Here is a 20,355-nt window from a genome sequence, read left to right on the forward strand (position 1 = left end):
TATGCACACCCTAAACAACCTAATTATAGAGTTTTATGACAAGCTATCGTCTTGGGAACAGTCTGTGGTTAAAGAGACTGGCTACTCCTTGGCTCAGGTCCACACTGTTGAGGTGTTAGGGTCACACGGCTCAATGCGCATGAAAGAGTTAGCCGACCGGTTAGGGATCACAACCGGAACGCTCACCGTGCAGGTGGATAAACTGGTTAAGCTTGGCTTAATTGCTCGTTATCCGCACAGTGAAGATAGACGCTCTATAGTGGTGGGATTAACCCCCGAAGGGAACGATCTATACCAGCATCATAACCACATGCATCTTCAACTCACCGAAGATATCACTCGACATCTTGATGATGAGTCCGTTCAAGTTTTAGCAAACTGTCTAGTGAAAATGAATCGCGAGTTTTAAGGAAAAGTGTGTCTTTGTTGTGGTGAGGATAGAGCTGGAATGCTTTGATTCTCACATAGCCAACAAGGAAAACTGAGATTACATTTCTGAGTTTAGTTGTTCTAGGAAATGTTCCATGAACTGGATGCGAGATTTTGCCTCCCGCTTGGCTGCGTTGGTATGCAACAAGTCGGCAAGCTTAAAAAGTTTGGTTTGAAAATGATCTATGGCATACGCCTTATCATCTAGGTCGCGGTGTTCACCGTAAGGATCATCACCATGATACAAACTCGCGCCAAAACCACTACTCACTTGTAGGCAACGAGATACACCAATTGCACCTAATGCATCAAGCCTATCTGAATCTTGAACGATTTTTGCTTCCAGTGATTTCGGCTTAATATTGGCGCTATAACTGTGAGCTATGATCGCGTGTTCTATCGCTTCTAGGTATTGCTGAGGGTAGTCGATAGATCGCAAAAATGCGTCCGCTTTTTGAGCGGCAATGGTGGAGCTGGTGGCTCGATCAGGGTGATTTTTGGGAAAAGTGAAGCAGTCATGTAAGTAGGCCGCGGGTAAAACTACCTCTATCTCAGCGTGTTGTTGCTCAGATAATGAAAGCGCCGTTTTAACAACCCGTCGAACATGGTTAATATCGTGAGCAGGATCTTGGACCATCTCTGCTAGGATAAATTGCTCGAATAGGCTTCGATACGTGTTTAGCACTCTACATTCCTTGATGCCAGTATATAGTAGCGACCTGTTATGAGTCGAATAAAGGCAGACGCTTTAAGTAACTGGCGTTTTTTCCTTGATGTTTTGAATGGTAAAGAGCTTGATCGGCATGTGTCAACAACTGCTTGGCAAGATCGGCTTGAAACAGGTGCTCCCCGCCCGCACTCACGATACCAAAAGAGCAGGTTGCTCTGAACTGCTGAGACCCTTCTCCATGTGCTGTTTCATATATTCGCGTTCGGATCCGCTCAACAACGGTGAGCGCTTGTTCGTCGTTTTGCAGCCCTGTTAGCAGCAACACAAACTCGTCACCACCAAAGCGGGCAAAGCAGTCTAATGGTCGTGTTATTTCTTTGGCAATTTCGGAGATCGATTTAAGCAGGGCATCTCCGTTAACATGGCCATATTGGTCATTGACGGATTTGAAGTCATCAACGTCAAACAGGCAAATGTACAGTCGGTCTGGATCACTGCGTGACATCGATTGAATCGAGTGAGTTAAGCGTATTTCGAAGTAACTGCGTGAAAAAGCCTGGGTAAGATGATCGTACATAAGGCGATTGCTCATCTGCTGCCTATCTTCGTACAATTTGTCGATGTGCAGCACGAGTATCCACGCGATACAGCAAGTGACAAAAAACGAGCCAACCCAAGTTAATGGTGGCCAATCAACGACTTGCAGTCCAGTAAGTGTGTCTCCAACGCCTGTTACCATCCAAACCGTTGTGGCGACTAACAGCAGCTGTACCGTACCGAGTGATAGGTTTTCTTCGTCACGATGTTCTCGTAGATAGACGCGAAACAGGATAACGATACAGTAGGCAGCAAGTAACAAAACCCAAGCACCCCAAAGCTGAAATAGCGGCCCAAAAGCGAGCCCTACATAGTATTGTGAAGTAGGGTAAAACTCTTTCGCCAAGAAGTAGGGGCTTGGGATAATCGCTAATACGGAAAAGACTAGACAGATGGCGTAACACCACTTCAAAAAGACGGGTGCTTTGTAGTCAAAAAATGACACGTAGAAATGCAAGCCTAATACGATAGTGAACATTGACGTTATGATCGCTATACGGTTAGAAATACTCAATATGTCTAGATTAGATCCCGAGTTTACCAGTACAGCAAATGAGGCCAAGAATATGCCGCTCACTAAGGCAGACAAAGAAAACACGTAGTAGTACTTTACAGATTCTTGGTAACGAGTCTTCAGCCGATAATGCAAGAGCATATAAAATAGCCCTAAAATCAAACTGATACTTGAGGTGACAATTAGAGGCAATGAATAAAGCTGAATCATACTACGTCCCTATACGACAGCGGTAAGTCATGCTTAAGGCTTACACTGCACAGGTCATGCCTGGATCACCAGACATCAAAATCCACTTCGATAATTCGAATTTCGGTTAACGGTTTGAGTTACGCTACTTACTTGAAACAACTGAGTTTGAACTGGCTCTCAACAGAGGTTGTTTACTGTGTAAATTAGGGAGATATTGAGCTCATTACTGGGCTCAAAATAGCTAACTAAATAGAACGGGAAACCGTAAGTACCCTTTTTACCACACCATTTTATAGGGTCAATTATCAACGGTTTTTAGTGAAATAAATTACCAGAATCGAGACGCGCTTCAAGTTTTGTAACGATTTGTATCGCTAGCGGTGCTTGAAGTTTGAGATGCAGTCACTCAAAGAGAAATGGGTGCATTGCGCACCCATTCATAGAGTTAGCATTATTCAACACGGACTACTTTTCGACAGTCGCTTTTGCGAGGCCTTGCAATACACCTGATATCTTTTTAACCACGTCGTCACACCCAGTAATGTCATGTCGAGTGACTAAGTAGTTTGGATTGTTATAGGCCAGCCAGACAATGTTATCTTCATCTTGGCTCACTAAGACTTTTTGCGGCAGATCGATGGCGACCTCTTGTGTGCATTGCATTAGAGGTGTACCCACTTTGGGGTTGCCGAACAAAATCACTTCGGTGGGGCGAAGAGGCAAATCAATGCCTTGTGCATTCTTTTGGTGATCTATCCGCGCAAACACGGTGAGCCCTTTCGTTTTGGCAATGCTTTCAAAGCGATCAGCGGTTTCTTTTACCGAATATTGGCTTTCATATCTCACTAATCCGTCAGAGGCATCGGTAAAGAAGGAAAGTAATAACAAGGCGGTGCCAAATGGGAGTAACTTTTTCATAGTAACCTCTAAGTTTAATGAGACGCTGTCCTCGGACTGCAGAATGACTTCGGGTGATCCGAGCTCAACTAGGATTAGCGATTGTAAATGTTATCGTATGAACACCTGAGGTGGTGGTCCATGGTCCATTAAAACGTAGTGCAAAATCGGCGCTTAGTCTTGTTCATCCAAAAATAAGTTACACCGCTTACTATGCTGCCCACAGAATTGCGGGCATGGGCTGGGTAAGAAATCTAGATTTCAGTGAAGGCTAACGGTTGCGTTATACTCACCGCGTTTAAGCAATCATTCGGGATACTCTATGCACCCTTGGATTGAACATGTTCATTTAGCACTTATTCCACTTGCAAACGAGAAGGACGCCAAATATATGAAGGCGTACCTTCGGGGGCAGTTCGAATTCTATGGAATAAAATCGGGCCCACGCAGGGAGGCTCTAAAACCACTTTTCTCAAAGAAGAGGTTTCCAGGTGCAGTCGAAATCCCTGAACTCGTTGATGAACTATGGTCGAAACCGCAGCGTGAGTATCAAATGGTGGCAGTGGATATGCTGATCAAGAGTAAAACCCAACTGCCCGTGGAAGTGCTGTCGAGTGTGGAGCGCTGGATAACAACTAAATCATGGTGGGATACCGTCGACATGTTGGCAACGCATGTGGTTGGCTCATTATTCAACCGCTATCCCGAACAAACCGCTCAATATATTTCAAAGTGGCGACGGTCTGAGAATATCTGGTTACGCCGAACGGCGCTGCTGTATCAACTAAAGTATAAAACCGACACCGATGTTGAGATGCTCAGTGCAATCATTTTAGAAAACCGCAGTGACAGCGAGTTTTTCATTCAAAAAGCGATCGGCTGGATGTTAAGAGAGTATTCAAAAACCGATGCTAACTGGGTAGTGAGCTTTATTGAACAACACTCAATCGAAGGGCTCGCCAAACGCGAAGGGTTGAAATGGCTACACAGAAAAGGTTGATCGCTCAAAGCCTTCAATGCGTATCTAAGATTAACCTTCTCACAAAGAGTAAACACTATGATTGAGCTAACGCTTTTTTATGACGGGACTTGCCCATTGTGTGCGAGAGAAATGAGCTCGCTAGAAAAGCACGACAAACGTCGTCAGATTAAAAGTGTCGATATCAATAGTGAAGAATTCATGCGCTATCCCAACGTGAACTACGAGAAAGCTAATGAGATTTTGCACGCCTATGATAGCCAGGGTCAATTGCTGCTTGGATTAGATGCGGCACATAAAGCCTGGTCCCTGTTAGGGCGTGGGTGGTTATACGCCCCGTTACGTTGGCCCATCGTTAAGCCCGCCGCAGACAAAGCTTACGTCTTATTTGCGCGCCATCGATATCGCATTTCGAAGTGGTTAACTGGGGCCGAAAAATGCAACTGCGGTCGTTAGCCTAGATACAGGCTTGGCATCACTTATGAATGGTCAACGCTGTTAGGTTGAGCCTAGTTACTGAGCTTGGTTATTCAGGTTAGTAAGGGGTACTACTCATTGAGGTTATTGGTCCAAATCATTAAGTGATAAGGCACTTCATTGTCATGGTGCGTGGATGACAATTCAAATTGGTGATGACGATAAAATTCAATCGCTGAGGTATTGTTTACCATACACTTCAAGCGTAGTTTTTTGTGGTCAAGCTTCAACTCTCGAATCAGCATCGAGCCAACCCCCTGGCCTAAGTAATCGGGAGAGATATATAGGTGATGGATAAACCGCTCAGGAAGCCACAGCGATGAAAACCCAATGACTTTAGAGCCTTTCACAGCCACGCGTATCCTTTCTTCCTTGGTATCGTTAGCGAAATCTCGCAGTGAAAATGTTTGTGTATCAAGCCAGTTGAATGCTTTGGTGCGACACTCCAAGTATAAGTGCTGCAATTCTTGGGTCATTGCAGGGGTAAAATCAGTGATATAACAGCCATCATCGCGTCTTTTCATTAACTTAATTTTCCTCTAAACATCGCCTTGGTTGTCGCTCATTCTGTCGACGTGATTAGGCTATTTGATTTGCATGAGTTTAAGGTAGGAGTGTAGTCGTCCATTTTTGCGTTCTATGGCCGAATGAATATTAACGTCACTGTTACCCACAACATCAAATTGATACTGGTTTTCGCCTTTCATTATTTGCACAGACAGAATCCCATGTTCAAGAGTCCAATTTCCTTGAGTGTGAAAGCGATCGAACAGACGAAATTCATCGACGCGCCCATCCGGATTAAACGAGAGCTCTGTGATGTATCCTGCGGTGCAAGTTTTCACCCATTGACCACTAATAACATCCTCTGTTGTTAACGCTCGCTTGTTGCCATGCCATGTTTGAAACGGAACAGTTGCCTTGACGGCTAACTTTACGTCAATCACATCACTAAGCTGTTTGTTACCCGTTTCATAGCTAAAAAGTTCGATAAGTGTGGTATCGCTGTGCATGTTGTATACCTATAGTGTTATCGCGACGGCGTAGTGCTTAATGTCCGGTTCCTTTGCCTGTTGGTCAACAAAACTGCGCTACTTTTGAGTGATTACCCGTTTTAACGCCTTTGGGCAGTTCTTTGTTAACCGATGACAACTGTGTAAGCTGCTAATTTTATTAACGTTAGTGCGTAATAACCGTAGGGTACATGATCTAACTCTGTTTTATCGACACCCGATGCGTATAATCGCCGCCTATCTTTGTTATTTGTGATGAGTTCAGTATGTCAAAAATGTTTTTTAAAGGCCGTATCGAGACGCGCCAAAACCACGTGATGTCAGGCTACAATGTCGACCGTGAAGTCAAAGCAGGTACCGAGCTTGCACCTCTCTCACTCACAGTAAACACGTTAGAGCGTAAAGCTGAGCTTGAAGCTATTGTGGCTGAGCAGCAATTAGTGGCTGAGATTATTGTTGATTCAGATGCACAGGAAAATACCACAGAGCTTGACGTGATTTTAAACAAGCCCAAAACAATGGTATTTGAGAAAACTCCTAACCGGAACGATCCATGCAGCTGTGGCAGTGGGAAAAAATTCAAGAAGTGCTGCGGTTAAGCAGCGTCGAGATTTGATATACCTACTCAATAATGCGTAGAAAATCCGCTATTGGACGACCAGTTATTAGACCATTACTAGTCGAACCTCTGATAGCGGAGTTTATAGAGATTACGCACATTCGCCTTGTTTATACACAAACCAGGCAATGTAAATACAGTTTTAGGTAGTCTCACAGAAATTATCTGTTTTGAAACCATTATGGCGTCTGTTTAAAAACGTCATCTAAGTGTGATTTATAGCGTTCAAAATCGCCGTCAATAGCAGGGTTCTTTAAGACGTCATTGCACATAAAGGTTTTCATAGCCGACATCCCTAAAAATTGATGCGCTTTATGAAAAGCTAAATAGACACCGTCGACACCCGCACCCTCAAAAAATTGAGACGGATCTTCAAACGCTTCTAGTGGTGCATTCCATGTTACGGACAACATGTATTGCTTGTCTTGTATCAACCCACCTGCACCGTAATTTTTATTACTATCACTTCTTGTTCGACCGTCGCTTTGATACAAACGTCCATGGCCAGCGGTAAGCACTTCGTCAATGTATTTTTTGACGATCCAAGGCGGGCCCATCCACCAGGCAGGAGATTGATGAATCACCACGTCTGCCCATTGCCATTTATCAAGTTCTGCTTCTATATCATAATCTTGCGCAATGTGAGTGACTTTAACTTTATGCCCTAAACTCCTCAAGTGCTCCTCTGCGAGGTGCGTCATAGCGAGGTTTAAATTGCCTTCTGCGCTCGCGTAGCGCTTGCCACCATTTAGGATTAATACGTTATTCATCTCTTAACTCGTTCAGTTGTATCGGTTTATGGTTTTGGTTACACCACTTGGCTTTACCAAGAGCTAGATATAGAGCTAAGTGGTGTAGTGTTACCGCTATGAAAGTTGACGCGTCCTTTCGATGACATTGCTATTCTCTGGGTTGGACAAGACACCGTTGACACTGAGCGTGGCTGATTGCTTTTCGAGTACAACAAGCGCAAGTGCTTGCCCATTGTGGGTTGTAATGGTGTTGCTTTGGTAGGGCTGTAAGCTGTCCTTAGCACCGTTGTCGACACCTAAGAGCCTGCCACCTTCAATCTCGATGCGGTAAGTCACCTGTTGATGACGAACGACTCTTTGTTGACTGTCTATATTTTTCAAAATGATATGTCGATATGCACCGTCTTGGTCGCTAAACTCTACGTTTATTTCTACGTCACTTGGTGAGTCAGCCGAGGTCAACGAACACGAACAAGCGCGGCGTTTATCAGACTCGATATCGTCAAGATCGCTTTCGATGGCCGTGAGTGTGCCGTGTGAAAACGGAATGGCCCAACGGAGTATGCGATCGGGGTGTTCTGATAGAATCCGCTTGCCCATAGACTGCCCATTAAGTTGAAGCTCTACGGCTGGGCAGTTGGTATACACTTCAACAACCACCATCTGCTGCTCTTCATAGTTCCAATGCTGGTTTCGTTGTGGCCACGTCCAGAGCTTTTGTTGCCATGCGTCTGGGTCAGCCTCGTAGGCGGCGTTATCCTCTGGTGCAATAACTAGGTCAGTGCTGTCCGCAGACTGCGTGAACATGGTTAATACGGGCTCGTCACACCACAATGATTTAAACATGGCATGTGACGGCTTTTCGAACCCAGCGGCGTCTAACAGTCCACTGTCGGTGGTGCGAGTTGGCCATTGGCCATGAGATTCGCCCATGTAGTTAATCCCAGTCCAAAGAAATATACCGGCGATGTGTGGGCGTTCTATTGCGGCTTTCCACTCATGCCACTGCCCCAGGTTTTCGTTACCAATTATTGGCAGATTAGGGTAGTGCTGGTGGCCATAATCGTAGACCACGCGTCGATAGCTAAACCCAATCACATCTAGCGCATCCGCATAACCAGATAGGTAACTGGCAGACGGCAAAATACAATTCGCGGTTACGGGGCGAGAGGTGTCTAATTGCTTGACCCAACCACTAAGCATTTTTGCCGTGTTGCCTATATCGTGTTGCTGACGAGGCAACTCTTTGAGATGTTGGCTGATTTGCTCGGGCGAGTGGGGCGGTAAGTTCCAAAAATAATTGCCGTCCCAACTGGCGTCAAAAAATCCAGTCGCCGCCACGTTTCTTGGGTACGTCCACTCAATCTCGTTACCAATGCTCCACATGAATATGCAAGGGTGGTTAACTCTGCTGCGAAGGGTGTTTTTTAGGTCGGACTCAGCATATTGATGAAAGTGCTGCGTGTACCCACGAGAGTAAAAATCTTCGTGTTGTTCGCCCATGTTGAGGCGCTTATCTTTAGGGTAATCCCACTCGTCGAAAAATTCATCTTGAACTAATAACCCCAACTCGTCGCATAGCGTTAAGAAAGCCAATGAAGCGGGATTGTGGGCGCTACGAATAGCGTTGACACCAGCTTGTTTGAGTTTTAACAAGCGGCGCCTCCAAACTGCGTCTGGCACGGCAGCGCCGACCAAGCCCCCATCATGATGTAGGCAGACGCCTTTAATCTTGGTTGGCTGATCGTTTAAAAAAAATCCATTGTTGGGATCAAACCGAATGGTTCTAAATCCAAATGGCTGGGTATCTTCGTCAACACAGACTTGTTGGCCGTTCTCGTCGGTTACGATCAGTTGTGTAAGTACCTGATATCGATTTGGTGAATCAAGAGACCAAAGCTTAGGGTTTTGCAGCAAAAACTCAAAAGAAATCGGTTGAGAGTGCTTAATGCAGTCAAAATCAAACTCAGAAGCAGTATGTAAATGACAGGCAACGGGTTTGTCCATGTTAGCTTGGCAATCAAAAAATGAGGTCTTTATCTGCAGCGTTTGTTGTGTAGCAGACTCGAGATATCGCGGAAGGTTAACCGAAAGTGATTGAGTGATCGTGGCTGACTCGCGTGAAATGCGATCTGCAGTAAGCTGATTCCCCCAAATGTCGATATGAGTAGCGTTAACAATAAACATGTTCACTGCGCGATAAATACCAGAGCCGGTGTACCAACGACTATCGATATATCGTCTTCTGTCGACCTTTACTATCAGCTCGTTACTGGAATCGAGATGGTCCGTGATGTCAATTTTTAACGGTGAATATCCATAAGGATGACGGGCCAATAACTGCCCGTTGAGACGCAGCTCGCTGTTGTTATATATCCCATCAAAAACAATGAATACTCGCTGGTTAGGTTTGAGAGTAGGTGCTGAAAAGCGTTTCCGATACCAACCCATGCCGCCAGGTAAATAGCCCGTTGCACCGTCTAGCGCTTCATCGAAAGGATGCTCTACACTCCAGTCGTGAGGAATAGAAACTGAGCGCCATAGCGGGCTTTGCGGCAGGTGATCAGAGAGTTGAAACTCCCAGCCGGGAGTAAAGTCTATAATTTGACGAGGCATAGATGGGTCCTAAAAAAGGCTTCCAATAGGAAACCTTTATGCAGTTAATAACGTATCGCGAGGCGGCCTAGTTGCTGTTTTGAAAAGTACCAGCGTCTAACACTTGTCGTTTAATGGTGTAACGACAGATGTAGTTCCAGTTCCAACTTGGATCGTATTTGTGGCATATACCCCAGTTCAAACCAGGGTTTTGGAAAGTCCCTTCCTGTGCATCACGGAATATTCCGAGCGCTTCTGGAGCGCCTTTAATATGAGACATAATCTCAAAGTTGATGCCGTCAGCAGCCCATTGAATGGTGTTTTTTTCTGGTCCATCAGTGGTAATCAGTGACGCTATGCCACCATTTTGATGCCAAACCGCGACTTCGTGGCCAGAGTTAGAGATAGGGTTGTAGTCCGATTTGATGTAAGGCCCCAAAACATTATCAGCGATAGCGACACCATGCTTAATTTCGCGCCCACCCATATTCATCTCTTCACCCATGGTTTCCCCTTTGTAGTAAAGGAAGAACTGGCCGTTAAAGAACATCAAACAAGGATCGTGGACTTTGTGGCTATCGAAGCTGCCTTTGGACTTAACATGAAAACGGTTGTCTTCCTCACCCAACCATTCACCGTCCTTTGAGGGACTTAGAATAGGGGCATCCGACTTGTTCCATGGCCCGTATGGAGAGTCTGCCCATGCGATGGCGATTTCTTCGTACTGACGATTGGTATAAGGCGTTTGAACGGTTTGATACACCAGATAGTACTTACCATCGTGAGCAAGAATTTCTGGTGTGAACACAGCGCGGTCATCGAAGCGTCCAGATTCACCGGCCTGAATGGCTGGGCCTTGCTCTTTCCATTCTATTGCGTCTTTGGAGGTGGCATGCCACACCTCGGTTTTATCCCATGGAAAAACCTTATCGTTTATATCGCCAGTAAATCCTTTGGTTTCACCTTCCCCTTTTGTGTACCAGCAGTGGTATAGATCGTCGACTTTTATGACCGCTGTTGGGTCACGACGGATCACACCTTCTTCATAGGCGAAGTCGCCAGTCAATTCGTGAACGTCAAATTCTATCATCCATTCTGGGCCACGTTGATCGTAGCCACGCTCAAGAGCGCGACGGGATGCTGCGCTGAGTTTTTTAGATTCCATGTGAGTCTCGGGTTTCAAATAATATTAATTAACGACAAAGGTAAACCAATTTGTCTAATTTCTCAGTGACACAGGTCATAATCCACTAAAAATTCTATGGAACAGTGATGGAACACACAATTTGGTGAATTAATCGTGCGACAGAAGCAGTATGCAACTGATGGCTTTATCTGTATTAAGATGTTGTTTTTTATAGTTTTATTGGAATGGATGCTTTGTTGTTACGTATGGTCTAATTTGATTTGCATTGTCAACCATGAACGGAAATTGATAAACCTGTCACGTAAATTTAACGTTAACCACTCTAGATTTATCAACGAATCAGCATTATTGGTTTACCAAAAAGAAAAATCAAAAAAATTTATAAAAGGGATGAACAATGAAAAATACGTTTCGTATTTCCACTCTTTGTAGCGCAATGCTTGTTTGCTTGCCATCGTATGCAGCTATCGATGAGGGTTTTGGGTTTCATGGTTACGCGAAAGGCGGTATCGGCATTACTAACGATGCGATCCTTAATCAAGGCGCGTATGATTGGGCCAACAACGGCATTAATATTTTTAGATTGGAAGGTAACGGCTACACCAACAGCTCCGGTGGTCGTTTAGGCAATGAAGCTAACTGGCTTGAAATGCACACCTCTTATGGTTGGGCGCCGCAAAATGATATGACGTGGGGTGTAAAGACCAATATCGTTTACGGCAGTGCATTAGCGCTTGATGAATTGTTGGTAGAAGGCAGTGGTGTGATCCCATCAAACCCAACAGCTACCTTGTGGGCAGGTAAACGTTACTACAACCGTGTTGATGTTTTTCTTAATGATTCGCAAGCCATGTCAAATGATGGTGCGGGCTTTGGTATGGACAATTTCGATCTAGGTTTTGCTTCCCTTCACTTAGGGGTGACGCGCAATCTATACGACGAATCACCAGACAAGGGTGAACAAATTGCCTTTACCAGTTCCTTATCCGACATCACTGTGTCCGAAACAGGTCGTTTAGCCCTCTATGCTAACTATGGCACATTCATGGGGCCTGCGGTTGCTGACGAAAACTTTGACACGCCAGACGATGCCTTCCAACTTGCCGCAAAGGTGCGCTTTGGCGACTGGGTGAATAACGATGAGTTTTTTGTTCGTTATAGCGCTAATACCTCAGCGTCAATTACTCGTAGCTGGGAGCGACGTCCAGATCAACAAATTGGTGCATTTTGGCAAGGCAACAAAGGGATTACCGATGACTTTCGCATCTCGTACTTGTGGCAGCACGAAACTGAGATCTGGGACGGTGGCGAAGGCGCTGCTAAGAGTGTCGGTAACGTAAACGGTACAGATTTTGTGCAGTCGCATTGGAATGTATTTGTGTTGCGTAACTCTTACGCTTGGAACCAACGTACGTCTTCGGAACTTGAACTTGGTTACGAGTTTATGGACTTCAAAGGCTACGAAACATCAGCCGACGACACTAACGCAGGCTACAAAGTCACTTTCTCTCAAAACATTCATATTGGTAGCGGCGCATGGGACCGTCCTGTGATCCGCTTCTTTGCAACCTATGTGGATGAAGACCTTCGATTTGGTTACGGCGATGCCAAACTCCAAGATGCACTCTCTTTTGGTGCTCAGTTCGAAGCTTGGTGGTAAACCCTTCCTCTTTTATCTAGCCCTAGTAAGTTTTTGCTAGGGCGTTTTTCACAGGTGCAGTTTCCTATGAATGACTCTTCTAAAACATACTCTCGTTCGCCGTTGTCCCTTTCGCTATGCGCTGCATTGGGAGTGGCTGTCTTTACGATGACAGCGTGTTCGACATCGTCAACAACGTCTAATTCGCCGATCTCAAAAACCGAACAAAGTGACACTAGTGTGGCTCCTGACTTTGAGTCTACACCGTTCTTTAGCGCAGCTTCTGCGACTCACGCAACAGTAAAACCTGTCTCTGGTGACGGTGTTACTGAGGGCGAACGTGCTCTTGCTATCAATTTTGACGCTGTGTCAGAGGCCGACAAATACAACTACTGGCCAAACGTAAAAATTTTCCCTCAAGGCGAACCCTGGAACTGGAATGATAAAGGCAGTTTCACGGTGGATGTGACCAACCCCACAGACAAGCCCGCTAACATCATCTTTAAGCTGGTCGATAATGTTGGGCAAATGGGCGCCGCTACAAATCAACTTAATTATGCAGTGACGATCCCAGCTGGCGAAACCCAACAGGTAGAAATGCTCTTTAACGGTGGGACACGTCAGTTAGATGGCTATTGGGATGGGCAAAAACTTAATTTACGTCGACTTGTAGAGTTGCAAGTGTTCGTACAAGGCCCCATGGATGCGCAACAAGTGGTTTTGGATAACTTTTCTCTTGTAGATTCTACAGGCGACTTTGTTTCTGCTCAGGAAAAAGTGATTGAGGCGGGTCCAATCCCAACGCTTAAAATGGTGACCGATTTTGATACCATGCCTTCGCTCATTTCAGATCGAAGCACATCAACCACGGTTAAACGTATTAAACGTGACGATGGAAAAGCGATAGAGGTGGTGTTCACTGCCGATAATGCCTATCCAAACCTCACTTTTAAGAGTAGTAGCCCTTTCGATTGGTCTGAGGTTGGTGACTTTAATCTAGCGTTTGATATCGAAAACCCAAGTAGCGATGCGCTGCAAATGTTTGTGCGAGTGGATCAGGCCGAGAATAAAAACTGGGGTGGAACCGCAGATGGCGTTAACGATAGCTTATCGAGCTATATGACCCTGCTTCCAAACCAACGCTCAACCTACTATTTATCGCTGGCGGAAGTGGCTGGTGACATGACGTCGGGCATGCGCAGCGAACCACCGAAAAAGTCTTACAGTGCACAAGCTATCAGCCATGGCTGGGGATTAACCTCCTTGGACGTGAGCAATATCGTGTCGTTCCAGTTGTACTTACAAAACCCAACAAGCAACGCCAAAATCATTATGGACTCGGTACGCCTGGTTCCGAATTTAGACGCCGATACGTCACGCTATACCAATATTGTGGATCGATATGGGCAGTTTAGCGGTGACACCTGGGCCGAAAAAGTCACCAGTGATGAACAGTTGATTGCCGCTGGCCAAGAAGAGCTTGCCAAGCTAGGCCAAGTTAAACCTATGTCGGACAGAAGCCTTTATGGCGGCTGGAAGGCTGGACCTCAACTAGACGCTACCGGATATTTCAGAACTGAAAAAGTCGATGGCAAATGGAGTCTTGTTGACCCACAAGGTTACCTGTTCTTTATGACCGGTCTCGATAATGTTCGCATGGACGACACGGTGACAATGACGGGTGTGGATTTTGACAATCCTGCAGAACGTGAAGGGCGAATTGTCGCGTCTGAGCTGCGTAACTCCATGTTCGAATGGCTACCTGACGACGACGACCCTTATGCCGTTAATTACGACTACGCACCTTATGTGCATTCAGGCGCAACCAAAAAAGGGGAAGTGTTTAGCTTTTATCGAACAAACTTGATGCGTAAGTACCAGACAGATCGCGATTCTGCGTTGGAAATGTGGAAAGAAGTCACGTTAGACCGAATGCAAGAGTGGGGATTCACAACCCTTGGCAATTGGATTGACCCCATGTTTTTTGGCAGCAAGCGAGTTGCTTATGAAGCACATGGTTGGATCAATGGTAATCATCAACGCATCAGTACCGGCAATGATTACTGGGGGCCTATCCATGACCCGTTCGATCCTGAGTTTGTCAACAGTACACGCGAAATGGCAGAAGGTGTTGCCGCGCAAGTAGACAAGAATGATCCGTGGCTTGTGGGCATATTTGTCGACAACGAGATTAGCTGGGGCAACGTAATGAACGAAGCCAACCACTACGGCCTAATCGTTAATGCGCTGAGCCTTGATGCGAAACAGAGCCCTGCCAAAGCGGCATTTTCGGCCCACCTTAAACAGAAATACACCACCATAGATGCGCTAAATCGTGCTTGGAAAACGCAAATCAGCAGTTGGGAAACCTTTGATGCGAGCTTTGAACACCGCAGCGCATTAAAAGCGGGTATGAAATCGGATTACTCAGACATGTTGACGCTGTTGGCAGATAAGTACTTTTCAACGGTCGATGCAGAGCTAAATCGAGTGCTACCTAACCACATGTACATGGGCGCTAGATTTGCTGACTGGGGTGTGACACCAGAGATTGCTCGAGGCGCGGCGAAATACGTGGACGTTATGAGCTACAACTTGTACGCCAATGACCTAAATGACCCTAAGAAAGCGCACTTTAAACAGTGGCTTGCGGAGCTAGATAAGCCCAGCGTGATAGGGGAGTTCCACTTTGGCTCGACGGACACAGGTCTGTTCCATGGTGGCATTGTGACGGTTGCAAATCAGACGAAACGCGCCGAAATGTACACCCACTACATGCAGTCCGTCGTGGACAATCCGTATTTTGTTGGTGCGCATTGGTTCCAATACCTAGATTCACCGGCAACTGGCCGCGCTTGGGATGGTGAAAACTACAACATTGGTTTTGTCACCATCGCTGACGAGCCGTATGTGGAGCTCATTGAGGCTGCTACCGAGTTTAACCGTACCCTCTATGACAATCGATTTGGAACGATGAAGTAATTTTATCGACATTTTGGGGCGTTTGCTTTGTAAGCGTCCCACTTTTAAAAGGACATAATATGAATAATGTGAAAACAAGCTTTCTGATTGCCGCATCGCTAACTAGCTTCAGTGCAATGAGTGAAGAAATTCTCATCAATACCTTTGAAGGTACTATTGGTAGCCCAACTGATTCAGTGACGTATTACGATGAGCTTGGCGCCGTTCACTCGTTAGGAGCGCCTGATGCGAGTTTTTCTCTTGCAAGCGGTAACGTGTGGAAAATCTCTTGGAATGCAAATGCTGCAGACAATTATCAAAGAGTATCATTTGGTGGTATTGGCGGAACAACCACTGATTTTAGTTCATATAGCGAAGTGAAGTTTGATGTGCTCAACACGTTTGGAAGTAGCATTGACTTCGGATTTCGATTAGAAGATTCGAGTGGTGAAGTTTGTAACCATGAACAATATGGTTATGCCGCTGCGAAAATGGAGACAATGACACTCGATCTTGCTACCTGTTCAAATATCAATTTGTCTGAAGTTGCTTATATCCGAATTTATGCTCTTACATGGGCATCTTTACAAGGCTCTGTAGAGGTGGACTCTGTGCGTGGCGTTTCATCCGATACTCCACCAGATAGTAATACTCCACCAGATAGTAATACTCCCTCTTATCGGACCGAAGGTGGAAGTATGGGAGCTGTTTCCATACTCATACTTTCCGCATTTATCTGGCTTCGTCGCCGTCGTTAATCCTTCCACTGGTGGCCTTCGGGCCGCCTTTTTTCGTTAAGGAAAATCTCCATGTTATTTGGCAATACTAAACGGCTTTCCCAGTTAGCTTATTGTGACCAACGCATCATCGCTATGGTTGAAGAAGCGTTACCCATTGCTGCAGCGCAACCCGAAGGTAAGTATGAACTCGCCTTTCCAGGCGCGTTTGTTGTGGTTGCGAATGCAGCAACTGAGCCGTTAAATGAGCGAAAAGCTGAAATTCACAAGCACTATATCGACGTGCAAATCGTGTTATCTGGGGAGGAAAAAATTGGCTTTTCTTATCACATAGACGCACAAAGTGAACAACTAACCAACTTAGACAACGATGTGATGTTTTTTGATGCTGTAGAAAAAGAGCAATTTATCGAACTGCGCAGCGGTGATTTTGCGGTGTTTTATCCAAATCAAGTACATCGCCCACTGTGCTGCTTAACCACACCTTCAAAGGTTAAAAAAGCCATCATCAAAATCCCAGCAACGTTATTCGAATAATACATTTAAAAAGGAACGAATCATGACTATTACCCTTACTCAGATCTCTCAAGCTATTACCGGCAAGAAAACACGTAATCTCTTATCAGCACTAATGGCCAGTGCAGTGATCGCAGGTTGTTCTGGGTCGGCTGCCACCGGTGCCGTCGATATGACTACAGAAGAACAGAATGTCGACCTATCAGCACCGATTGTACTTGCAGATGCTGAGTTTCTAAGTAAATCAGCAAACACCCATACTTCTTACAAAGTAGAAGGTGACGCTGTCACAATAACCTTTGACGAAGTGACTCAGTCTCAAGCCGCATCAAAGTGGCCAAATATGAAGTTCCGACCCGCTGCCGGTATTTATGATTGGAGTCAATATCAAGGGCTTAAGTTAACGTTTGAAAACTTCGGAGACGGCGAGGCCCGCATCGAAATGAAAGTTGCGGATAACATTGGCATCATGGGCGCTGCAACGCATCAGTTGGATCTACCTCTGTTTTTGCCAACCGGTGTCAGCGAAGTTGAGTTCTTATTTTCGGGCCAAAAAATGGGGCTAGAAGGCTACCGTGGTGGTGAGCAACTCGATTTAACACAAATACCAGAATTTCAGTTTTACGCTGTGGGTCCTATTGGCGAACAGATGATTCAAGTTCAAGCGATCGAGTACATTAAGTAGAGGGTGCTATGGGAACAATAAAAAAAACCGCGGTTGCAATAGCCATTGCGGCCGGTTTAGCATCTTTAGGATGCAGTACACAAACGACAGATACATCGACGGTAGCGCAACAAACTGACATGACAGCAAGCGTCGCTCCGATTGTGTTAACCGATGCTGCTTTTTTAGCTGCGGCGGCGAACGAACACAGTCGCTACACGGTTGAAGCTGAAAGTGTATTGGTTGAATTTGATGAAGTAAGCCAAGCTGATGCCAACAGTAAATGGCCAAATATGAAGTTTCGGCCTGTCGACGGTAGCGCCGATTGGAATACAAAAGGTGGTTTAACGCTGACCTTAGAAAACCCTAATGATTCACCATTGCGTGTTGAGTTAAAAGTTGCGGATTCCATTGGTATTATGGGCGCTGCGACTCATCAACTGGATAAACCTATCGAGCTGGCCGCTGGTGAAACCAAAACTGTCGACTATCTATTTAACGGCTCTGAGATGGGCATGGACGGCTATCGTGGTGGCGAAGAATTAGATCTTAAAACTATTTCTGAGTTCCAGTTCTATGTTGTTGGGCCTGCACCTAAGCAAAGCTTGAGGCTGCACGATATTGCCTTTATTGAGCGTACTGGCGATTTTGTGAAATCTCAGGCTCGCGAGGATGTTATCGCGTCTGCCACGGTACCTACCGTGCTGAGCTTAAGTCAGTTTGATGACCCTGATAGTTCAATTCTAGAGTTAAAATTAGGAACAGAGGTAACGCGTGTTGAAAATAACGGTGGTCACGCGCTGCGAGTTCAATATTCTACAGCTGAAGCTTATCCAACCGTTAAGTTTTCTGCTGGTACTCAAGGTGAATCATGGGACTGGACGCAATATGGTGACGTGGCGTTAGCGTTTGATGCGAAAAACCTCGGCGATAAAGGTGTGCAACTGTTTGTGCGTGTCGATGACGACCTGGACGAAAAGCTGGGGGGCGGGGCCACTGGAGTGGTTCACAGTCGATCTGGGTATGTTCAGCTTCCGCCGCAGTCGAAAGATACATATTACTTTACGCTTAAAGACTTAGCTGAAGCGATGAACTCTGGAATGCGAGGCGAACCGCCTAAACAAGCGTTCTCTGCCACACAGGTTGTGTTTGGCTGGGGTGAAACAGAGCTCGATTTGTCCAATATAGTCAGTTTTCAGCTCTATATGATGAACCCATTAGCTGATGCTGAGTTGGAATTTGATAATTTACGTCTTATTCCAAACTTGACCAATGACACCAGTCGCTACAGTAATATCATCGACGAGTTTGGTCAGTATACTGCAGAGCAGTGGCCAGAAAAGGTCACGGATCTAGCGGACTTACAATCTCGCGCAGCAGAGGACTACGCACTTCTTGAAAAAGCCGCACTACTGCCAGACCGTTCAACGTATGGCGGGTGGAGCGATGGTCCAAAACTGAACGCAACTGGCTATTTTAGAACGGAAAAGGTCAACGGAAAGTGGGCGCTTGTCGATCCTGATGGATACTTATACTTCGCGACTGGTCTTGATAATATTCGTATGGATGATAGTTATACCACCACAGGTATTGGATTTTCGGACATCACGGACGTTGCAACCGATGATCTAAGACCGAGTCAAGTGGCTAAGAGTGGGTATCTTGAAAGTACTCAACCTCGAGCGCAGCTCTCTCCACTGCGTCGCGGAATGTTTACCGAATTACCCGATTACGACTCTGAGCTCGCACAAAACTACAACTATACCCAAATGATCCATACAGGGCCGCTAAAGCATGGGGAAGTGTTTAGTTTTTATGGGGCAAACTTACAGCGTAAATATCAGCAGTCGTCTCAAGCAGATGCCTTGGCGATATGGCAAGACGTTACCTTGGCAAGAATGATGGATTGGGGCTTTACCTCTCTAGGCAACTGGTCTGATCCAAGTTTTTACGGCAATGGCAAGGTACCGTACACGGCTCACGGCTGGATTGTAGGCAGCCATCAGCGTATTAACACAGGGAACGATTATTGGGGTCCAATGCACGACCCATTTGATCCTGAGTTTAGGCGTTCTGTAGCGACCATGGCTAAATCTGTGGCCGATGACGTTGATAATGATCCGTTTTGTATTGGATATTTTGTCGACAACGAGTTGAGCTGGGGTAACACTCAATTTGATGCTAGCCATTACGCTCTTGCGCTGTCAGGATTGAAAGCCTCTTCGCAACAAAGTTCCGCTAAGAAGGCTTTCGATGACATACTGCAACAGCAGTACGGTTCTATCGAAAAGCTCAATGCGGCATGGAGTACCTCGTTTGAGTCGTGGGAAAGTTTTGCACAAGGGGTGAGCCTGCCAAGCGACTTATCTGAGGCAACGAAACAAGACCTGAGTGTTTTGCTGTCGGCTCTAGCAGACCAGTTTTTCCGCGTGGTAGACGAAGAAATGCAGAATGTACTGCCTAATCATCTGAACTTGGGATCGCGCTTTTCTGATTGGGGGATAACCCCAGAAGCCGCTAACGCAGCCGCTAAGTATGTGGACGTTATGAGCTACAACTTGTATGCAAAAGATCTTAATTCGAAGGGTGACTGGTCGCACTTACCAGAATTGGACATGCCAAGTATTATTGGCGAGTTTCACTTCGGTGCTACCGACTCTGGACTGTTTCACCCAGGATTGGTGAGTATGGATAACCAGCAAGGCAGGGCAGATGCCTATGCCCACTATATGCGTAGCGTTATCGATAACCCATACTTTGTCGGTGCGCACTGGTTCCAGTACATGGACTCACCAGCAACGGGTCGAGCTTGGGACGGCGAGAACTATAACGTTGGTTTTGTCACCGTTACCGACACGCCCTACAAACCACTCGTAGAGTCAGCAAGAAAAGTAAACCAAGAGCTTTATACCCGCCGTTTCGGTCAGTAAAAGCAAACGGGGTCAGAGTCAATCGAC

The 20,355-nt window shown here is 45.9% G+C and carries 18 protein-coding genes; 10 read left to right on the forward strand and 8 right to left on the reverse strand.

Going from position 1 to position 20,355, the window contains the following annotated elements; genetic code table 11:
- Position 1: 1 nt before the first annotated feature.
- On the forward strand, positions 2 to 409 hold the full coding sequence (locus ST37_RS00395) for a MarR family transcriptional regulator (RefSeq protein ID WP_084882422.1): 408 nt from the start codon (positions 2 to 4) through the stop codon (positions 407 to 409).
- Positions 410 to 487: 78 nt separating this feature from the next.
- On the opposite strand, the gene ST37_RS00400 is transcribed toward ST37_RS00395, so the two are convergent.
- The 3 genes from ST37_RS00400 to ST37_RS00410 form a co-directional block, all read right to left on the reverse strand.
- Complete coding sequence (locus ST37_RS00400) at positions 488 to 1,066, reverse strand: HD domain-containing protein (RefSeq protein ID WP_084882668.1); 579 nt, start codon at positions 1,064 to 1,066, stop codon at positions 488 to 490.
- A gap of 85 nt (positions 1,067 to 1,151) precedes the next feature.
- Positions 1,152 to 2,420, reverse strand: coding sequence for a GGDEF domain-containing protein (locus tag ST37_RS00405; RefSeq protein WP_084882425.1), 1,269 nt, complete (start codon positions 2,418 to 2,420; stop codon positions 1,152 to 1,154).
- A gap of 447 nt (positions 2,421 to 2,867) precedes the next feature.
- Positions 2,868 to 3,320 carry a DUF302 domain-containing protein gene (locus ST37_RS00410; protein WP_084882427.1) on the reverse strand — a complete coding sequence of 151 codons (453 nt, stop codon included), beginning with the start codon at positions 3,318 to 3,320 and terminating at the stop codon, positions 2,868 to 2,870.
- 301 nt (positions 3,321 to 3,621) lie between these two features.
- Here ST37_RS00410 and ST37_RS00415 point away from each other — a divergent pair, with 301 nt between their 5' ends.
- Both ST37_RS00415 and ST37_RS00420 read left to right on the forward strand, forming a co-directional pair.
- Entirely contained in the window at positions 3,622 to 4,299 is a 678-nt protein-coding gene (locus tag ST37_RS00415) for a DNA alkylation repair protein (protein WP_084882430.1), read from the forward strand.
- Positions 4,300 to 4,356: 57 nt separating this feature from the next.
- On the forward strand, positions 4,357 to 4,734 hold the full coding sequence (locus ST37_RS00420; RefSeq protein ID WP_084882433.1) for a DUF393 domain-containing protein: 378 nt from the start codon (positions 4,357 to 4,359) through the stop codon (positions 4,732 to 4,734).
- A 92-nt stretch (positions 4,735 to 4,826) separates the two neighbouring features.
- On the opposite strand, the gene ST37_RS00425 is transcribed toward ST37_RS00420, so the two are convergent.
- The gene (locus tag ST37_RS00425) at positions 4,827 to 5,279 is read right to left on the reverse strand and encodes a GNAT family N-acetyltransferase (RefSeq protein ID WP_242426158.1); all 453 of its coding nucleotides are present in this window, start codon (positions 5,277 to 5,279) and stop codon (positions 4,827 to 4,829) included.
- Positions 5,280 to 5,339: 60 nt separating this feature from the next.
- On the reverse strand, positions 5,340 to 5,768 hold the full coding sequence (locus ST37_RS00430) for a hypothetical protein (protein WP_084882435.1): 429 nt from the start codon (positions 5,766 to 5,768) through the stop codon (positions 5,340 to 5,342).
- Between the two features lie 266 nt (positions 5,769 to 6,034).
- Here ST37_RS00430 and ST37_RS00435 point away from each other — a divergent pair, with 266 nt between their 5' ends.
- Positions 6,035 to 6,367, forward strand: a complete 333-nt coding sequence (locus tag ST37_RS00435) for a PBPRA1643 family SWIM/SEC-C metal-binding motif protein (protein ID WP_084882438.1) — start codon at positions 6,035 to 6,037, stop codon at positions 6,365 to 6,367.
- 199 nt (positions 6,368 to 6,566) lie between these two features.
- Here ST37_RS00435 and ST37_RS00440 read toward each other — a convergent pair whose 3' ends face one another.
- From ST37_RS00440 to ST37_RS00450, 3 genes are all read right to left on the reverse strand, one after another.
- On the reverse strand, positions 6,567 to 7,157 hold the full coding sequence (locus ST37_RS00440; RefSeq protein ID WP_084882440.1) for an NAD(P)H-dependent oxidoreductase: 591 nt from the start codon (positions 7,155 to 7,157) through the stop codon (positions 6,567 to 6,569).
- A gap of 96 nt (positions 7,158 to 7,253) precedes the next feature.
- Entirely contained in the window at positions 7,254 to 9,755 is a 2,502-nt protein-coding gene (locus ST37_RS00445; protein WP_084882442.1) for a glycoside hydrolase family 2 TIM barrel-domain containing protein, read from the reverse strand.
- A 67-nt stretch (positions 9,756 to 9,822) separates the two neighbouring features.
- Positions 9,823 to 10,899, reverse strand: a complete 1,077-nt coding sequence (locus tag ST37_RS00450) for a family 43 glycosylhydrolase (protein ID WP_084882446.1) — start codon at positions 10,897 to 10,899, stop codon at positions 9,823 to 9,825.
- Positions 10,900 to 11,278: 379 nt separating this feature from the next.
- Between ST37_RS00450 and ST37_RS00455 the strand changes: the two genes are divergently transcribed.
- The 6 genes from ST37_RS00455 to ST37_RS00480 all read left to right on the forward strand — a co-directional run bounded on the left by ST37_RS00455 (position 11,279) and on the right by ST37_RS00480 (position 20,328).
- A complete protein-coding gene (locus ST37_RS00455; RefSeq protein WP_084882448.1) occupies positions 11,279 to 12,541 on the forward strand; it encodes a carbohydrate porin in 1,263 nt (420 codons plus the stop codon).
- A 66-nt stretch (positions 12,542 to 12,607) separates the two neighbouring features.
- Complete coding sequence (locus ST37_RS00460) at positions 12,608 to 15,502, forward strand: beta-galactosidase (RefSeq protein WP_084882451.1); 2,895 nt, start codon at positions 12,608 to 12,610, stop codon at positions 15,500 to 15,502.
- Positions 15,503 to 15,561: 59 nt separating this feature from the next.
- Positions 15,562 to 16,239, forward strand: a complete 678-nt coding sequence (locus tag ST37_RS00465) for a GlyGly-CTERM sorting domain-containing protein (RefSeq protein ID WP_084882453.1) — start codon at positions 15,562 to 15,564, stop codon at positions 16,237 to 16,239.
- Positions 16,240 to 16,290: 51 nt separating this feature from the next.
- Complete coding sequence (locus tag ST37_RS00470; RefSeq protein WP_084882456.1) at positions 16,291 to 16,755, forward strand: YhcH/YjgK/YiaL family protein; 465 nt, start codon at positions 16,291 to 16,293, stop codon at positions 16,753 to 16,755.
- A 22-nt stretch (positions 16,756 to 16,777) separates the two neighbouring features.
- A complete protein-coding gene (locus tag ST37_RS00475; protein WP_084882458.1) occupies positions 16,778 to 17,419 on the forward strand; it encodes a hypothetical protein in 642 nt (213 codons plus the stop codon).
- Positions 17,420 to 17,427: 8 nt separating this feature from the next.
- The gene (locus ST37_RS00480) at positions 17,428 to 20,328 is read left to right on the forward strand and encodes a beta-galactosidase (RefSeq protein ID WP_084882461.1); all 2,901 of its coding nucleotides are present in this window, start codon (positions 17,428 to 17,430) and stop codon (positions 20,326 to 20,328) included.
- Positions 20,329 to 20,355: the final 27 nt, after the last annotated feature.

This window comes from Vibrio sp. qd031 (assembly GCF_002100145.1).
Taxonomy (GTDB): domain Bacteria; phylum Pseudomonadota; class Gammaproteobacteria; order Enterobacterales; family Vibrionaceae; genus Vibrio.

Excerpts from the sequence above, each read along its gene's own strand:
- ST37_RS00395 (WP_084882422.1), top strand. The coding sequence starts at position 2 with ATGCACACCCTAAACAACCTAATTATAGAGTTTTATGACAAGCTATCG.
- ST37_RS00400 (WP_084882668.1), bottom strand. The coding sequence starts at position 1,066 with ATGGTCCAAGATCCTGCTCACGATATTAACCATGTTCGACGGGTTGTT.
- ST37_RS00405 (WP_084882425.1), bottom strand. The coding sequence starts at position 2,420 with ATGATTCAGCTTTATTCATTGCCTCTAATTGTCACCTCAAGTATCAGT.
- ST37_RS00410 (WP_084882427.1), bottom strand. The coding sequence starts at position 3,320 with ATGAAAAAGTTACTCCCATTTGGCACCGCCTTGTTATTACTTTCCTTC.
- ST37_RS00415 (WP_084882430.1), top strand. The coding sequence starts at position 3,622 with ATGCACCCTTGGATTGAACATGTTCATTTAGCACTTATTCCACTTGCA.
- ST37_RS00420 (WP_084882433.1), top strand. The coding sequence starts at position 4,357 with ATGATTGAGCTAACGCTTTTTTATGACGGGACTTGCCCATTGTGTGCG.
- ST37_RS00425 (WP_242426158.1), bottom strand. The coding sequence starts at position 5,279 with ATGAAAAGACGCGATGATGGCTGTTATATCACTGATTTTACCCCTGCA.
- ST37_RS00430 (WP_084882435.1), bottom strand. The coding sequence starts at position 5,768 with ATGCACAGCGATACCACACTTATCGAACTTTTTAGCTATGAAACGGGT.
- ST37_RS00435 (WP_084882438.1), top strand. The coding sequence starts at position 6,035 with ATGTCAAAAATGTTTTTTAAAGGCCGTATCGAGACGCGCCAAAACCAC.
- ST37_RS00440 (WP_084882440.1), bottom strand. The coding sequence starts at position 7,157 with ATGAATAACGTATTAATCCTAAATGGTGGCAAGCGCTACGCGAGCGCA.
- ST37_RS00445 (WP_084882442.1), bottom strand. The coding sequence starts at position 9,755 with ATGCCTCGTCAAATTATAGACTTTACTCCCGGCTGGGAGTTTCAACTC.
- ST37_RS00450 (WP_084882446.1), bottom strand. The coding sequence starts at position 10,899 with ATGGAATCTAAAAAACTCAGCGCAGCATCCCGTCGCGCTCTTGAGCGT.
- ST37_RS00455 (WP_084882448.1), top strand. The coding sequence starts at position 11,279 with ATGAAAAATACGTTTCGTATTTCCACTCTTTGTAGCGCAATGCTTGTT.
- ST37_RS00460 (WP_084882451.1), top strand. The coding sequence starts at position 12,608 with ATGAATGACTCTTCTAAAACATACTCTCGTTCGCCGTTGTCCCTTTCG.
- ST37_RS00465 (WP_084882453.1), top strand. The coding sequence starts at position 15,562 with ATGAATAATGTGAAAACAAGCTTTCTGATTGCCGCATCGCTAACTAGC.
- ST37_RS00470 (WP_084882456.1), top strand. The coding sequence starts at position 16,291 with ATGTTATTTGGCAATACTAAACGGCTTTCCCAGTTAGCTTATTGTGAC.
- ST37_RS00475 (WP_084882458.1), top strand. The coding sequence starts at position 16,778 with ATGACTATTACCCTTACTCAGATCTCTCAAGCTATTACCGGCAAGAAA.
- ST37_RS00480 (WP_084882461.1), top strand. The coding sequence starts at position 17,428 with ATGGGAACAATAAAAAAAACCGCGGTTGCAATAGCCATTGCGGCCGGT.